This window comes from Acinetobacter guillouiae (assembly GCF_002370525.2).
GTDB classification, from domain to species: domain Bacteria; phylum Pseudomonadota; class Gammaproteobacteria; order Pseudomonadales; family Moraxellaceae; genus Acinetobacter; species Acinetobacter guillouiae.
Genome location: NZ_AP014630.1, coordinates 384,939 through 401,800, shown reverse-complemented (window position 1 = coordinate 401,800; position 16,862 = coordinate 384,939). Strand labels below are relative to the sequence as shown.

General features: G+C 37.6%; 15 protein-coding genes. 4 read left to right on the top strand and 11 right to left on the bottom strand.

Annotated elements, in window-relative coordinates; all coding sequences use genetic code 11:
* The first annotated feature begins 303 nt into the window (after nucleotides 1-303).
* Nucleotides 304-696, top strand: coding sequence for a hypothetical protein (locus tag AS4_RS01885; RefSeq protein WP_096732812.1), 393 nt, complete (start codon nucleotides 304-306; stop codon nucleotides 694-696).
* A 34-nt stretch (nucleotides 697-730) separates the two neighbouring features.
* Here the strand turns inward: AS4_RS01885 and AS4_RS01880 are convergent, their stop codons facing one another.
* From AS4_RS01880 to AS4_RS01855, 6 genes are all read right to left on the bottom strand, one after another.
* Nucleotides 731-1,612: a pirin family protein gene (locus tag AS4_RS01880; RefSeq protein ID WP_096735469.1), complete on the bottom strand. Its 882-nt coding sequence runs from the start codon at nucleotides 1,610-1,612 to the stop codon at nucleotides 731-733.
* Between the two features lie 31 nt (nucleotides 1,613-1,643).
* Nucleotides 1,644-2,408, bottom strand: coding sequence for a nucleotidyltransferase domain-containing protein (locus tag AS4_RS01875; protein ID WP_096732810.1), 765 nt, complete (start codon nucleotides 2,406-2,408; stop codon nucleotides 1,644-1,646).
* Between the two features lie 344 nt (nucleotides 2,409-2,752).
* Complete coding sequence (gene ddlA, locus AS4_RS01870; protein ID WP_096732808.1) at nucleotides 2,753-3,850, bottom strand: D-alanine--D-alanine ligase; 1,098 nt, start codon at nucleotides 3,848-3,850, stop codon at nucleotides 2,753-2,755.
* A 57-nt stretch (nucleotides 3,851-3,907) separates the two neighbouring features.
* Nucleotides 3,908-4,279, bottom strand: a complete 372-nt coding sequence (locus tag AS4_RS01865) for a hypothetical protein (protein ID WP_004818679.1) — start codon at nucleotides 4,277-4,279, stop codon at nucleotides 3,908-3,910.
* A 77-nt stretch (nucleotides 4,280-4,356) separates the two neighbouring features.
* The gene (locus AS4_RS01860) at nucleotides 4,357-5,172 is read right to left on the bottom strand and encodes a DMP19 family protein (protein WP_096732806.1); all 816 of its coding nucleotides are present in this window, start codon (nucleotides 5,170-5,172) and stop codon (nucleotides 4,357-4,359) included.
* A 153-nt stretch (nucleotides 5,173-5,325) separates the two neighbouring features.
* Nucleotides 5,326-6,735, bottom strand: coding sequence for an FAD-binding oxidoreductase (locus tag AS4_RS01855; protein WP_004718247.1), 1,410 nt, complete (start codon nucleotides 6,733-6,735; stop codon nucleotides 5,326-5,328).
* A 372-nt stretch (nucleotides 6,736-7,107) separates the two neighbouring features.
* On the opposite strand from AS4_RS01855, the gene serA reads away from it, so the two are divergent.
* Both serA and AS4_RS01845 read left to right on the top strand, forming a co-directional pair.
* Nucleotides 7,108-8,340, top strand: coding sequence for a phosphoglycerate dehydrogenase (gene serA / locus AS4_RS01850; protein WP_004718250.1), 1,233 nt, complete (start codon nucleotides 7,108-7,110; stop codon nucleotides 8,338-8,340).
* A gap of 274 nt (nucleotides 8,341-8,614) precedes the next feature.
* Nucleotides 8,615-9,487 carry an EamA family transporter gene (locus AS4_RS01845; protein WP_096732804.1) on the top strand — a complete coding sequence of 291 codons (873 nt, stop codon included), beginning with the start codon at nucleotides 8,615-8,617 and terminating at the stop codon, nucleotides 9,485-9,487.
* 44 nt (nucleotides 9,488-9,531) lie between these two features.
* On the opposite strand, the gene AS4_RS01840 is transcribed toward AS4_RS01845, so the two are convergent.
* The 3 genes from AS4_RS01840 to AS4_RS01830 form a co-directional block, all read right to left on the bottom strand.
* Complete coding sequence (locus AS4_RS01840) at nucleotides 9,532-11,571, bottom strand: PKD domain-containing protein (RefSeq protein WP_096732802.1); 2,040 nt, start codon at nucleotides 11,569-11,571, stop codon at nucleotides 9,532-9,534.
* A gap of 400 nt (nucleotides 11,572-11,971) precedes the next feature.
* Complete coding sequence (locus AS4_RS01835) at nucleotides 11,972-12,691, bottom strand: metallophosphoesterase (RefSeq protein WP_096732800.1); 720 nt, start codon at nucleotides 12,689-12,691, stop codon at nucleotides 11,972-11,974.
* A 14-nt stretch (nucleotides 12,692-12,705) separates the two neighbouring features.
* Nucleotides 12,706-14,142 carry a tetratricopeptide repeat protein gene (locus AS4_RS01830; RefSeq protein WP_034618044.1) on the bottom strand — a complete coding sequence of 479 codons (1,437 nt, stop codon included), beginning with the start codon at nucleotides 14,140-14,142 and terminating at the stop codon, nucleotides 12,706-12,708.
* Nucleotides 14,143-14,311: 169 nt separating this feature from the next.
* Between AS4_RS01830 and AS4_RS01825 the strand changes: the two genes are divergently transcribed.
* Nucleotides 14,312-15,181, top strand: coding sequence for an EamA family transporter (locus AS4_RS01825; protein ID WP_096732798.1), 870 nt, complete (start codon nucleotides 14,312-14,314; stop codon nucleotides 15,179-15,181).
* A gap of 231 nt (nucleotides 15,182-15,412) precedes the next feature.
* On the opposite strand, the gene AS4_RS01820 is transcribed toward AS4_RS01825, so the two are convergent.
* Together AS4_RS01820 and AS4_RS01815 are read right to left on the bottom strand one after the other, a co-directional pair.
* The gene (locus tag AS4_RS01820; protein WP_096732796.1) at nucleotides 15,413-15,874 is read right to left on the bottom strand and encodes a hemerythrin domain-containing protein; all 462 of its coding nucleotides are present in this window, start codon (nucleotides 15,872-15,874) and stop codon (nucleotides 15,413-15,415) included.
* 154 nt (nucleotides 15,875-16,028) lie between these two features.
* Nucleotides 16,029-16,796: a sulfite exporter TauE/SafE family protein gene (locus AS4_RS01815; RefSeq protein WP_096732794.1), complete on the bottom strand. Its 768-nt coding sequence runs from the start codon at nucleotides 16,794-16,796 to the stop codon at nucleotides 16,029-16,031.
* Nucleotides 16,797-16,862 lie beyond the last annotated feature (66 nt).

Here is a 16,862-nt window from a genome sequence, read left to right as displayed (position 1 = left end):
CTTTTTAAAGATAAGCGTTCGCCCAATGACAAGCACTGAAATATAAATATTAAATTGTGGAATTTACGTTGAATAAAGGCAGTTCAACACCGTATTCACAAGGTGTCTAATTCAATAGGTAAAGTAATTGCTGAAACTATATTTGTGAGATTTATAACTTAACCCGATCTATGAGAAAATTCACAGAGGTACACACAGGGTTAAGTTTTACTAGTCTAACACAGACAAATTTTCAGTGAAAGTTGAACATTTATTATTCTTAAGCTACTCTAAATGCTGTATAAGCGGATATAAATAATTTAAATGAAAAATAAAAACCCAATATCGCTGATCATTATTGGCGTGATTTTATTGTTGGTGGGTGGAGGACTTTATTTTATTAGTTCTGCACCTAAAATTAGCGCTGAAGATCAGGCACGATGTGAACAATTGGTTCAAAATAAATATGCTGAAAACTCAAGCACTATCATAGGAAGCTGTAAAACAGATACAGGTTTTGTGGCATTGATGGATAGTCAAGCCAATGCAACAGCCTCGGCTGAAGATACGGCGAAAGCAATTAGCTCAGCCAACCATAAAGAATTGGGCTTGGGTATATTTGGCAAGTTCCTAATGGGATTATGTGTGGGTATCGGGATTGTATTACTGATCAAAGGCTTGATTGCACTCAAGAACAAATCACCATCGATAAATTAATTATCAAAGCAAATTGTAATTCTCACAGTTTGCTTTATTCATCATCGCGCACTGTTGATTTGATAAATGTGCCACGTTTAATATCGTCATATGCTTCAAGAATTTCAGTATAGTTGTTCATGACAAATGGCCCATGCCCATTGATTGGCTCTTGAAGCGGTTTGCCTGTAAGCAGCAACAATTTACACTGTTGCAATGCCGTTATTTCAAAGTCTTGTTCCAAACTCGACATCACAGCAAGCCCTTGCTCTTCAAATATTTCATCTTCAGCTTGAAACTGAGCCTTACCCGTTCGTAAATAGACCAGTGTGGTTTCTCCTGCGCCTGCGGGCAATCTGACCTTATGCCCTGCTTGGATTTCAATATCCAAAACTTGAAGTGGCGAATGCGTTTTTGCTGGCCCTTGATTGCCTTGATAGTTCCCAGCAATCACCCGTACCGTTCCAGCACTATTCGGGAGTTCAATCACTGGAATATTGGCTTTTCGCAAGCTTTGGTAACGTGGTGGATTCATTTTATCTTTGGCAGGTAAATTCACCCATAGTTGTACCATTTCAAAATAGCCACCCGTTTTTGAAAATGCCTCACTAAAGACCTCTTTGTGTTCCACACCTGAAGCTGCGGTCATCCATTGCACATCACCCGCTGAAACAATACCACCACCACCCGATGAGTCACGATGTTCTAATTCACCAGCAAAAATCAGGGTAACCGTTTCAAAACCACGATGAGGATGCTCACTCACCCCTTTGCGTAAATTGGTCGGTTTTAAAACACCAGGTCCTAAATGATCCAGTAATAGAAAGGGAGAAACGGTATTGCCTAATTCATAGTGTGAAAATACGGAAAGTACAGGATAAAAATCCCCTATCGCAAAGCGGGTGTCATTACGATGAATAAAGGCAAGGGTTTTCATAGTGTCACTATTCTCTGATTGAGTAAAAGCATTAGCCATAAAAATGTTGTTTTAAATTAAAGCTATATTCGGTGAGATATTGCTTTAATTTTTCAATATCATTGGTCGGTTCAATCGCTCTTAAATTTAAGGCCTCAATTTTATTTTCTAACAGTTGTAAGATTTGCGCTTGTTCCGCGACAGGTAATTGCGCTTTTTCTTTTTGCTGTTTTTTGATTTCCAAATAATCTTCTGCCCAATGCCGTAAGGGATCATGAGCGTCGATTTGATCAAACAATTGCGTAATCAGGAGTTCAGGCATAATTTGCTGTGTTGCTAGTTCTGCTGACATCAGACCACGAATAGAATAAAACACTTTTTTATAGGTAAAGTTATCTGCGGTTTGCATGACATGCATACCGCCTTTAGCCAGCGACAAGTAATGATAATACAGCGCTTTATAGTCTATTCGTTCAAGTAAGCCATCTCTAAATTTCTCCCATTCAGGAAATTGATTAAAATAGACAATATGTGCACGTACCCACTCTAAAACAGTCGGATTACTTTTTGCCAAAAGCCCAAACATTTTATTTAAGTCGAATGAAACGAAGTCAAAGTCGCCATCCATGATCTCGATTAAATCACGGTGTTGGCGATAATCATAATATTGTGCTTTGGAAGGTAGATGGAAACCACGTACATCGTAATCGCTGTCTGGACTTGCCATGCCCCATAAACGACTACCACTTTCAATATAAAACAGTGGATGTTCATCTCGGTTTTGGAATAAGTGTTGAATTTCTTGTTGGATGTTCATTGTGTTCACATTTTGGGTAAATCTATAAGTTTTATATCATTAATTTCAGTGCTTTTTAAATTTTCTTTGAATCCAAGGTTTTCTCCTCTTTGTTTTTAACTCAAAAAACTTTATCAATACTCGCTTTAATTCATTCTGATACTTACCATTATAATTTGCTTTATATTGGATATATTCGACTCCTTGAATCAGTCAAAAAACGTGAAGGATCAAAAGCATTACTCATAATTAAAATATTCATTTATTGTGATTTCCCAAATAAAAAAACGTACCAAATCTGATACGTTTTTATCCAGTATTTCTATCTATTTTTCAATAAGAAATATAAAAACAGCCAAAGATAATTATCCTTTAGATACAAATTTTGAATTTCTTAATAAATTTTCATGACGCTCTAATGCTAATTCTATGAGTTGAGTAATTAATTCAGAATAAGTGATTCCACTTGCCTCCCAAAGCTTTGGATACATACTGTTATTGGTAAAGCCTGGTAAAGTATTTACTTCATTCAGTAAAACATCACCATTTTCAGTCAAGAAAAAATCGACACGTGCAAGTCCCAAACAACCCAAAACTTTAAAAGCTTTAATCGAAATCTCACGAATCTTATTAGTTTCCTCTTCTGAAATTGAAGCAGGAATCACCACTTCAGAAGATTGATTATCTATATATTTTGCTTCATAAGAATAAAAACTAGACTTTACAACCACTTCACCACAAACACTGGCTTTTGGATAGTAATTACCCAAAACACCGCACTCAATTTCACGACCTTGAATAAACTTTTCAATCAATACTTTGCTGTCATATTGAAACGCGTTTTCTAAAGCAACAATAAACTCTTGTTCGTTTTCAACTTTACTGACACCCACAGAAGAACCTTGATTCGCAGGTTTCACAAAGACTGGAAGGCCTAAAGTATTTTGAACCTCATGGAAGCTTACTTCGTCTGGGTGGTAAGCATGAACTGTTAAAAATGGTGCAACTGCAATACCAGAACCTTGTAACAAACGCTTAGTGACATCTTTATCCATACAAATTGCCGAACTTAAAACATCCGAGCCAACAAAAGGTAGATCTAAAATTTTAAGCATGCCTTGTAATGCACCATCTTCACCTAAAGTCCCATGAATAATAGGGAAAATAACATCAATGGGCGGTAATCCTTGCGCATTTTCAATTTCAAAAATTTGAGATTGTTTTGACTGCAAATAATCTGCATGTTCACGAGGGGCGAGAGAAATTAATTTAGGATCATGACCATATTCTAAATAATGAGTAACATCTAAAATACGCCAAGCACCATCTTGGTCTATCCCAATCAAACTAAGATCAAACTTTTGCAGATCTATTGCATCCACGATATTTTGTGCTGATTGTAGTGACACACGATGCTCTGATGATTTTCCACCAAAAATTATTCCAACTCTAGTTTTTGCCATTTTTGTTTGTACCCTGATTTTAATCTTCCAAATCTTTAAATCCCGATAAATAGTTGATCAAGGACATTTTGCCTTTTGGAATGTCTTGGTGTTCTTACCACGGTAACACTGATATTCCTTTTGCATATCTATACGTTTCCACTGACCATCAATGTTTTTAAAGCTATACACACTACGAATTGAGCGCACAGAATCATCCATCAAACCTGTTTCAGTCAACTTCACTTCGGCAACAGTGGGTGATTCCACACTATTAAAATACTGACGCAACTCAACAGTCGCAAGATCCTTACGCAAATCAGGACGTTCATTTAAAACCTGACTTAATGGTGTCTCTGAACCACCCACTTTATTCATTAAATTTTGTGTTGTTGCACAGCCAGACAAAGTCACTAAACAAAATACTGAAATTAAACTCAAACGATTCATTCTGATCACCCTAAAACTAAAAGCATAGCCTAATGATGCTATGCTTTTTATACGTACACTATTTAAAAACTGTGTCTTTATAACTCATCTACAATATGGCTAACATCGAGCGCTATGATTTGTTGATCATTTTCATCAAACATCAAGGCTTGATCGCCTAGATCCAGCATATAAAAATGTCCTGCATCAGTTAGGAAATGCCAAGCAACGATCTCTTGCCCATTATATTCATGTGATGGATCACCAATGGTAATACGATCTAGCTCCTGACCTGCTTGCAGGCATAAAGCTTGAATAATTTTAAAATAACGTGGGCTGTTTTCAGCTGCTTGCTGTTTACGTTGTTCTAAATTTGGAATTTTGGCTGCAACCTGCTCTACAATCGCCAAAATCTGATCTTCATCAACAATCTGTAGCTTTGGATGTTGCTTTAACCATCGACTATTTATTTCAATCAAATCTTCACTATCATTCAATGCATAAAACTGGTCATCAAAAGCATTGAGAATATCTCGTTGCTCATTTTCACCAAAGTATTCACCCTCTAAGAACTGTTCTAATTGCTCATCCGAAAACTGATCGATTAAATCCGCACTTTGCTCAAAGAGAGCCGAATGCGCAGTCGCATTCATGGCTTTTAATCCTTCACGAACATGTTTCACCATGAACGCATCCCAACCCGTGTTATAAACGAATTGTGAAAAACCACCATTATTGACTTGAGCAAGATAGTAATCGACAAAATAACTGTATAAAGCCTCTGCGGATACTTCATCATATTCGACATAATGTTCAAATAAGCCATTTAAGCTATCAATATTGGACATAATCACATCATAGTGATCATCACTGTCTAAACTTTGTTTAGAAATTAAAATGTTATCAATGAGCATAGTTTTCAGTTTCTTATCAATATTTAAGCGCAACCAACATAACAAATTTTCAGCAATAAATGGCGACCAGCATGTAACTTTATTTTATCTTTTGTTCGGCAATAAAAAAAGCGCTTCTCTCGAAGCGCTTGTACAAATGAGCTATTTAAATCATTACAGATCAAATAACTTACCTGGGTTCATGATGCCATTTGGATCGAACACTTTCTTCAAGGCTTTCATATATTCAATTTCTTCAGCAGTCCGTGTGTAATCCAGATAAGGCTTTTTGGTCATGCCTACGCCATGCTCTGCAGAAATTGAACCGTCATATTTCTTCACAGTTTCAAACACATACTTATTTACCACCTGACATTTAGCAAAGAATTCATCTTTAGATAAATTCACAGGTTTTAAAATATTTAAGTGTAGGTTTCCATCACCAATATGGCCGAACCAGCAGATTTCGAAATCAGGATAATTTTCAGCAACAATTGTATCAATTTCCTTAATAAAAGCAGGAACATGTGTAATCAATACTGAAATATCATTTTTATACGGAGTAAATGGGGCAATCGTTTCAGAAATGTCTTCACGTAAACGCCATAAGCTTTGAACTTGTTCAAGATTTTGGCTCATCACTCCATCAAGCACCCAGCCTTGTTCCATGCAATGCTCGAAAATTTCCATCGCAGCATCCATAATCGGTTCATACGGCGCTTCAAACTCAAGTAAAACGTAGAATGGGCATTCTGTTTCAAATGGACGTTGTACATGACCACGATCCAAAACTTTTTGCATCGCCAGTTCACCAAAGAACTCAAAGGCAGTTAAATCAATTTTGCTTTGGAATGCATGTAATACAGGCATGATTGCATCAAAATCAGGAACACCCAATACCATCACTTGTAGATCATGCGGTTGGCGTTCAAGTTTAATTTCAGCTTCAGTCACTAAGCCTAAAGTCCCTTCACCACCGATGAATAAATGTTGCATTGCATAACCTGTAGCATTTTTAATCATGCCTTTGTTTAAACGCAATACATCACCTTTACCCGTCACCACGGTCAGACCAAGTACCCAATTACGAGTCATCCCGTATTTGATCACTTTAATTCCGCCTGCATTGGTTCCAATGTTGCCCCCCAATTGTGATGAACCCGCAGAAGCAAAATCAACCGGATAATACATCCCTTGTTCTTCTGCATAGTTCTGCAACTGTTCAGTCACCACACCCGCCTGAATACGTACCATACGGTCAGCTGGATAAAATTCTAAAATTTGGTTCATTTTGTCGAAGCTCACGACAATTTCACCATTGGCAGCAACAGCACCTGCCGATAAACCTGTACGGCCACCCGATGGGGTAATCGCAACATTAAACTGATTGGCCAATTGAACAATTGCTTGCACTTGTTCTGTGCTCGATGGGAAAACGATGACCGATGGCTGCGGATCAAAATGCTTAGTATGGTCTTTGCCCCAATTTTCTAAGCTGTCAGCATCGGTTTTAATTCGGTTTTCACCGACGATTTGCGTCAATTGGGTCAATAATTCAGGTGCTATCGTTACTGGAGCATTCATCGTTTTGCGGACCTAGCAAGAAGTAAATAAGAGGTTGTGCTATACAACATTCGAGATTTTAAATCAGTCTGTGAAAATTTTTCAGCATTTTTTATAGCTGAAATCGGCAGCTTTACTGATTTTAGCAGTATTTTACCTAGATGACTGCTGAGGATAAAGCACAGATTTGATTCACATTATCCACACTTTGTGTATAAAGTGTGCTTCAAGCATTATAAAAATCAATGCATTAGCATTTCATTTAATTTTTGAATAATGCTTATCAGAAATCGTAGATAAAATATCCACTGTACTGTCACAATCGAAATATCTATAGAACAAGGTCTATGGTATCATATTGCGACTAAATTTGGCCTTTGTAGCGGAGCCGTAATGAGCCAACATCTTTCACTACCTAAAGATAAAATTCGTTTCTTGTTGTTAGAGGGCGTTCATCAAAACGCAATCGACACGTTAAATGCTGCCGGATATACCAATATCGATTACCGTAAAACTGCGCTTGAGGGTGAAGCGTTGAAAGAAGCGGTTAAAGATGCACACTTCATTGGTATTCGTTCCCGTACACAATTAACTGAAGAAGTCTTTGCAGCTGCGAATAAATTAATCGCAGTGGGTTGTTTCTGTATCGGAACAAACCAAGTGAATTTAAATGCAGCCATGATTCGTGGTATTCCTGTATTTAACGCACCATACTCAAATACTCGTTCAGTTGCTGAATTGGTTCTTGCAGAATCAATTCTTTTACTTCGTGGTGTGCCTGCTAAATCTGCTTCAACTCACCGTGGTGGTTGGAACAAGTCTGCGGTAGGTTCATTTGAAACACGTGGTAAAACTTTAGGTATCGTGGGTTATGGCTCTATTGGTTCTCAACTTTCAGTTTTAGCTGAAAGCATGGGTATGCATGTCATTTATTATGATGCTGTGACTAAGCTTCCTATGGGTAATGCACGTCAAGTAGGTTCTTTAGATGAACTACTTGCAAATGCAGATGTTGTTACACTGCATGTACCCGATGTTCCTTCAACTCGTAACTTCTTTGCAAAAGCTCAATTTGCAAAAATGAAAGAAGGTTCAATCTTCATCAATGCTGCACGTGGTACATGTGTTGTTATTGAAGATTTGGCAGATGCGATTAAATCTGGTCATATTGCTGGTGCAGCTGTTGACGTATTCCCGAAAGAACCTAAAGCCAATGGTGAAGAATTTGTTTCTCCACTTCGTGGTCTAGACAATGTGATTTTAACACCTCACGTTGGTGGTTCAACCATGGAAGCGCAAGCCAACATCGGTTTAGAAGTTGCTGAAAAATTTGTTGCTTATTCAGATAAAGGTATGACTTTATCTGCGGTAAACTTCCCTGAAATCGCACTTCCATTGACTGAAGGTAAACACCGTTTACTACACATTCATAAAAACGTGCCAGGCGTGTTATCTAAAATTAACAACCTGTTTGCTGAACATGGTATCAACATTTCTGGTCAGTCATTAATGACTAAAGGTGATGTCGGTTACTTGGTAATGGATGTAGACGCAACTGCATCTCAAGAAGCACTTGATACACTTCATGAAGTTGAAGGCACAATCCGCGTTCGCGTATTGTTCTAAGACGATTTAAGCTAAAAAAACCACAGGTATTTGCCTGTGGTTTTTTTATGGGATTTATAAATCTGTCACTTCTTTCCGATAGCATTTTTTTAAGTTAAATTATTTGATTAATAAACTATTTAGCATCTTCTCTCACCCTACGCTACAAAGACAGTGTACTATCTAAAGCGCAATAAGCTTTGCAAATTACATGAGCATTTCATCTAAATTGTTTTATATAAAAAGCCTGTTGCGGAGATTTTCCTCCAAGCCCTTACTCTAAATTTCAGAAACAATGCCAAATTTAAAAAATGCACCACACCTGCAAGCTTTAATTCTATTGTTCATTGCCATGATCAGTATGCAAAGCAGTGGCGCATTAGCAAAAACATTATTTGATCAATTTCCAGTCCTTACCATTTCCGCTATGCGTTTATTGCTCGGCTCATTGATTTTGGCCGTGATTTTTAAAATTTGGCAGGTCAATTTTAAACAGGTGAAATGGTCATCCATCATCAGTTATGGTATTGCCCTTGCAGGAATGAATGCTTTATTTTACTTATCGATTCATCGTATTCCGCTCGGCATTGCCGTAGCGTTTGAATTTATTGGACCGCTCAGTGTGGCCCTATTTCATGCACGGAAAAAATTCGATTTTATTTGGGTTGGGCTTGCAGTACTTGGACTGGTTTTACTGTTTCCATTTGATCAGGCAAAGCAAAGCCTCGATCCTATTGGCATTGCCTTTGCCTTAGCTGCTGGCGCTTGCTGGGCGCTGTATATTATTGCAGGTCAACGACCATCAGGGGTTTCTGGAAACCATACTGTATGCTTGGGGATGTTTTTAGGCATGTTGTGTCTAATGCCGATCGCCTTATTTTCTGGGATGCCTTTACAGGTTTTTGAACCTTCAAATTTAATTTATTTTATTGCGTTGGCGATCTTGGCAAGTGCATTACCGTTTTCATTGGAAATGATTGCATTAAGAAATTTATCTGCTTTAAGTTTTGGCACACTAATGAGTCTTGAGCCTGCAATTGCCGCATTCTCAGGGTTTATTTTCTTAAATGAACAATTATTATGGACACAATGGTTGGCCTTAGCCACTATCATTAGTGCATCGATTGGTTGCACTGTAACCACACAAAAAGCACGGCTTAAAGAATAAAAAACCATCTCGAAAGATGGTTTCTAAACAGTTAATTGTATGACTTACCGAAAAGGCATCCCCATAAATAATTTTATCAAGACATTCGGATCTAACTCTGACTCATATGCAATTTGTGCAATCAAATCTTTGTCATTGTCTTTGATCAGTGCATAAATGCTTAAATAAGTAATAGGGCCTTTTCCAGCTGAACCAAAACCTGAATATTTACTTGGTAATTGAATCTGCGTCGGTTTTCCATAGATTGCATTATAAGTTAAGGTCTCCTCTGTACCATCTATGCTATATACCATGATTTCTATATTGCACGACTTTCCAATTAATTCAGGAACAACTTCCCAATTGCCATTAGGTTCTACAGTGGTTCCATTTGAAGGATCCTCAATCATACTGGTACAGACAATAGGGAAACTCAAACCTTGATTACTCGCATAAACAACTTCACGATCCGTCAAGATAATATCAACATTACCTGTTAAACCTGAGGTTTTCTGGCCTTTAAAACGTACCCATTGATTATTTTCAAAAATGACATTGGTTTGCGCAGACCAATCCAACTGCCCATCTGGATCTTTTATACCTGTGAGTAAACGACCGCCATCTTGTGATATTGAAAAATCAAACTGGCCATTTATTTTGCCAATACATGCCACGGACGTCCCATTGGGTAGTGCACATTTAACAAAATGATCTGTGGTTGATTTTCCAAGATCAATAATCACATTACCTGAGGTTGTCGATATTTTTTCACCCAGCATTGTGCCTGTTAGATCTTTTGCAGTCCAATAAATTGAACCACTCGAAGGCATATTGACCACCGTCAATCCTTCTTTAGGAATACTGTTGGATTTGGTTAAAGATGAACCATCATTTAAGCTGATTTTTGCAGTCACATTGCATGGAATCCCCTCACCATTGGATTGACACTGCACAAAGACTGAACCTGCATTTACAAATTTAAAATCCCAATTCCATGTTGAAAAATGCTTCACTGTTGCATGTACTGCAAGGCCTGTAGGTGATTGATTTGACGTCGTCACCTGCCCGACACCCTCTTCAATCCACAAACCACTCGCTTGGTCAAAATACCACATTGGAATTTGTGTACCTGCCTTCATCTCTTGATTATTGATACTCTTTATAGGCAGGTTCATTTGAAGATCTGCTGTTTTACCAGCTGCAAGTTGTAATTCCTGACCACCCGCATCTTTAAATGTGGCTGTAATCATTCCCGCACTGATCAAATCTACAATATTGCCTTGTGCATCGCGTGCTACACCATTGGCAGGCATTGCATTTAAATCACGATTGGTAATATCCCATGGAGTAAATTCAACAGTCACAGCGCCGGTAGCAAGACTGCCATCTGCTTTTACAAAAGCGTTGGCGGGGATGCTAATACTTGCACCCAAATTTAAGGATTGAATCACTTGAGCGTCAGAGATCTCTGCCACAGGGACAACTTGTTTAATAACCAATAAATTTGCTGAGATTGCTTTTAAATTGGCAACATCATAAACAATCGACTGCGAGATAAAGCCTTGTTTTTCAAATTTAGCCACCACTTTTTGTGTGTTTTGAGGAAGTATCAGATTCAAAGTCGCATGACCATTTTGATCTGTTTTAACACTTTGCCCCTGTATTGTAATATTTGTATTTGGAATCGAAGCGCCATCAACCGTTTGAGCTGAGACTAAAACCTCACGGTTTATCGTTGTTGCTCCCTGTTTTACTTCTATTTTCTGTGTAGTTGAATCAGTCCGACCTGCTAGGTCTGTTATCGTCAGGCTCACGGTATATTGACCAACTTTCGTATAAGTATGTTCAACTGTAGCACCTGTTCCGCTTGAACCATCTCCAAAGTTCCAAGCATAGCTACGAATTGCACTGGCTTCTTTTGTTTGATCAACCGTACTTTTCGTTCCATCAAATTTGACAACTTCACCGATACTTGGCGCTGTTGGACTATATTCAAATTTGGCTGTAAGACCCTGTTCAAATTTAGTTGAAGAGTTACAAGCCAACAAAAGTAAGCTTACCCATGCAAAAAGAAACCATTTTATATAATTTTTCGATCTCATCATTGTCATCACCTTATTGTTATTTAATTCGCGATATCCATCACGATATTTTATTTTACTGTGTATTAATTATTAATAATAGCGATTTAATCTTAAAAATATTTCAATATTTTTCTCAATCAAACGCCGTTGATACTTGCTGTATCAAAGCAAGTGATAACAAAAAATTTGATTGAATATCGATAAATGAAAGAATACTTCTGATTAGAAATAAATATTTTTCATTATATTTCAAAATCTTATATTTATGTGTTTAATAATTGATGCTTTTATATGTATGTATTTTTTAATTAAAGACTTATTTTTTCCACAACACAGCTAAAATTTAAGTAATAGCCATATAAAATTCACTACAATGAAGAGTCTGAACGCTTAAAAATTTTTAAACAATAGAAAAATCAAGTTATGACTTTAGAACAAACACTTGTTTTTCTATCGGGCGGTTTTGATCTATTTCAATAAGGCTTAGTTCACTTCCAAAACAAGCGCCCGTATCTAGAAAATAGCAATTATGCTTCTTGGTGACAAAATCAACCACGGTATGACCTAGAAAAACCTGTTCTACCCCGACAACCGTTGAATAACGCATAAAGCGTTTATTTTTAATTCGCCCTCTACCCCATAACGCTAATTCGCGACTTTTAGAGCGTGTGGCGACTTTAAACGCATCCCAATCATTTAGATCTATATCGGCATGCACAAAGCCATACTTCTTATTTTGATAAATGACTTCTAATAGTATGGGTAAAGTGTTTAATTGATCGATGACTTGTTGCCGCTGATCCGAACTTAATGCATAAAACCATTCTCCACCATGATGCGCATGCATATCTTTCATCATCGGATCGATCTGCGACAATAAGCACATTTCTTCATGATTGCCTAAAACAGCTTTAAACCAAGGCTCTGCAAGCAGATGCAAACATTTCAAACTGTCAGGACCACGATCAACAAGATCCCCTACAGCAATCAATAGATCCTTTTCAAAGTTAAATTGAACCCGTTTAAGCTGTTGCATCAACAAATCATAACAACCATGTATATCGCCTACCACAAACAAGCGACCTGTCTCATGGGTATAGGTCGCTACATGCGCGAGCTTGTGTTGCGATAATTCAGACATAAACTGATCTTTGATTAAAACTCAATTGAAGCTGCTTCAATATGCTGGTTTTCTTTGGCTAAATCCAAGTATTTGCTGGCAGTTTTTTTATTTTTACGTACCCCGATCCCATCTTTATAAATTTTAAATAATTCAAAATAAGAGTCAATATCGCCGTGATCGGCAGCTTGTTTAAACAAATCTGCACTTTGGGTCAGATCAGCCTCTACACACTTACCTTCCTGATACATTTGTGCCAATAAGAAAAAAGCACGTGGAACTTTCAACTCTTTGGCTTTGTTTAACCAGAATAATGCCCCATCCGCATTGTTTTGACGTTGCTCAAAAATCGACATACACAGCATGGCCTGAACATGACCTTTCTCTGCAGCGGAATTTAGTAATGGAAGGTGATGTTCATGTTCTAAAGGCAATAACATCGACAATTCAAACTGTGCATCTGGATGGTTTTGCATTGCAGCACGTTCTAACCAAGAAATGCCTTGATCAAGATTTTTCTCAGTTCCCATACCATAGCGTAAACACTGTGCTAAAGAATATTGAGCTGGAACATTGCCTGAAACAGCAGCATGCGATAATAAATCAAAAGCGAGTGCTGCATATTCTTTCTGCTTTTGCTCAGTTTTGGCATTTTCCGAATTTTTTAACAGTGTCACTGCAGCTAAATAAGCAGATTCGATATGTCCATTTTTTGCAGCTTTAAGTAAAAACTCTTGCACAACTGCTGCATCCGCTTTAGCACTTTGTTGTTCAATAAGTGCGCGAACATAGCAGCCAAATGGATCATTATGTTCTTGCGCGATATCGGCATATTTTAAAGCAGCAGCAAGATTGTTCTGTTTTAAATAACTAAACGCCAATAAAGCACAGGAAAAATGGTCTTTTTCAGCAATTTTTAACAATTCATTTTGTACTTTGATCGAATCAAACCCTGAAAACTCTACAAAAAACTTCAGGCTGTTTTGATGCTGGTTTTTTAAATAATTATTTAAAAGTAATAAGTACGCAGACTGTGGATCCTGTGACAATTGTTGTTGTGCATAAACAAAAATTGCTTCTGGATGATTCAGTTGAACTGCCTGTTGCAAATGCATTAGGGCTTGTGCTTTGGTCAATTGATCTGTTGCATTGTTCAAGCCAAGATAAGCAAGTTCTAAATGAGCCAATGCATGATTAAGCTTTGCTGCATGTTGAAAAAAAAGAAGAGCTGACTGCACACTTTGATTTACATAACGGCCTAAAACATGCCACTGTCCTAACAAAGTACTTGCAGGTGCAAAATTCTGATTAGAGGCATTGACCAACAAATCAACACGCGCTTGAGCGTCTTGCTCATTTTGGGCAAGACCTTGTTGTTCTAATTTAAGTACATCGATATACCAAGTTTCTGCTTGTGAAAGTTCTGTCGCATTTAAGCCTAAATTTTCAGTTTTATTGGTGTTTCCTGACATCTTTTATTCCTAACACATGTGCCATTGCAAGTATAATCATTCCCATCTTACAGAGGACTCGGCTGAATCTCAAAGGGAAATGTTGAATCAATATTCATCTATTCGCGAAATACTCAAATAAATCCGAGAAAGTGCTAAAATCTGTACAATATTTTTCTTCACCTTAGATATGCCAAATTCTCAACTCACTGCTGTGCTCTTCATGGTTTTATCTATGGTGGCTTATCAGATCAGTGCCTCATTTGCGAAACAGTTATTTGAGGTTTTAGATCCGATTACCGTCGTGACCTTAAGATTATGTTTTGCGTCTATTTTAATTATTTTAATGTTCCGTTCATGGAAAATTATCAAGCGTTTACCTTATCTAAGATGGAATGAGCTACTTTATTATAGCGGTTCAGTCTGTTTGATGAATGTGCTGTTCTATGCCTCTTTAGGCAAATTGCCTCAAGGTATTGCTGTTGGACTAGAATTTTTAGGCCCTCTGACTTTGGCACTGCTCTCGATTAAACAAAAAACTGACTATATTTGGGTATTTCTTGCCATCATCGGTATTGCATTGATGGTGCCTTGGCAAGATGCGACCGCACATAACTTTTCCTATCTTGGTGCTGCTTTTGCTTTGGGTGCAGGTGTCTGTTGGGCAAGTTATATTTATTTTGGGCAAAAAGTTGTACGACAAAATATTGGTATGCATGCGCTGAGTATTGCAATCGTCTTGTCGGCCTTGGTTATGCTGCCAATCAGTGCTGTACATAACCCAGATGCCTTGCTACAAACACAGTACTGGGGCAAAGCTTTGCTGATTGCACTTTTAGCAACAGCGATTCCGTATGCCTTAGATCTGCTTGCTTTAAAACAATTAAGCAAAATGAGCTATGGTACTTTATCGAGTCTATCTCCTGCACTTGCCGCAATTTCAGGTATGGTATTACTGAATGAACATATTACTGCTTGGCAAACCGCTGCTTTAATCTGCATTATGATTGCGTCGGTAGGGGTAACATTTAGAGCGGCGAAAAGCTCAGATACCCACTAAAACATTCTCAATACTGCCCCACTGCCAGTCATATAGAACCTCGACCATATTTACGCGATCTTTAGGAAGAGAGGAAGATCAGCGTAAATATATGATGGATGAGAAGCATCTCATTAACTAAAAAAGTAAATATCGTTCAGCAATCTGCTCATCATTCTCTGGATACTTTATAGCTTCAATTTTATTCAGTTTGCCTTTGTAAACAAGTCAACGAAATACCAGCCAATAGACTTAGCCAACCAAGCGGATAAGGTCTTTTGCTTTATACTTTTTATATTCCGATAAATACTTCTTCGCTAAGTTTAATTTTTGATTTTCATCTAAAATCTTTAGCGCTTTTTGAAAAAAAGAATGCTCTTCTTGTTGAATATGATGCGCGATGATTTCAGATAATCGTTTCGCCAAAACCAACCAGCGAGAGTGGCTAAAATCTGTTTGCTCTAGTGATTGTAATATTTCATCCATCTCATGATGTTCAGCCAGTGCCAAACGGGTAATATTTAAACCTGAATCCGTCATCATTAACGGAATATAAAAATAGCGATCTTCCGCAATCGCATGAGCAAATAATTCATTTTTTAATAAATTAAAAATTTTCCTTCGTTCAGGACTATCGCCTGAGGTATGCGTTAATTGTTCTGACAAATCCTTCTGAATGATATGGCTTTCTCTCAAAGCCTCAAATATATTCATCTAAATCCCTCTTTTTATGATATTTACCTTCCATTGCTTCGGTCTGTGATTTTTCGATCAAGAAACCAACAATCTTAGAAGACAAATCAAAAAAAAGCCTTACAAAATTTAAGCTTTTTTGTATCAAAAAAAATTAACCAGAGAATCTAGCAAATTACGCGACAAACATTTGATAGGCCAAGCGACAAATCAAAATGCTGACTAAAATCAGAAATAGAATACGAATAAAACCACTGCCATATTTCAGTGCCATTTTCACACCAACCAATGAACCACACACATTGGCAACAGCCATCAGCAGACCCAATTGAAATAGCACATGCCCAGTAGGAATAAAGAAACTCAATGCGGCAAAGTTGGTCATGAAATTACCAATTTTTGAGAGCGCCGATGCATGTAAAAAGTCAACTTTCAGATAACGAATAAAATAGAAGATGAAAAAACTACCCGTGCCCGGTCCAAATATCCCATCATAAAAACCAATCAATAAACCACCAACGCCCGCGATCAATAACATTTTATGGGTGATTTCTTGTTGGAAATGAACTTGTCCAAATTGCTTCTTAAAAAATGTATAGATTGCGATCACAATCAGCATAAATAAAACAAATGGTCGCAAAATCTCTTGTGGAATGAGTGAGACACAAGCAGCGCCACCAAATGAGCTAATAAATGCAGTGATTCCAATCACTGCCAACAGCTTCCACTGAATTTTGACTTGTTTTAAGTATGAAAAAGCAGCCGAAGCCGTTCCACAAATCGAAGCCAGTTTATTGGTTCCAAAAACTGTGGCGGTAGGATAATGCGGTAAAGCACCCATTAACGCAGGAATTTGAATCAGCCCCCCACCTCCAACAGCGGCATCAATTGCCCCTGCACAAAAGGCAAAGAATACTAAACTGAGGATAATATCAAATTCCATAACATTCACTTATTTTTTAAAGGCGTCTATTAACGCTGGGAGACTTAACCGTACTCTGGCTTAATC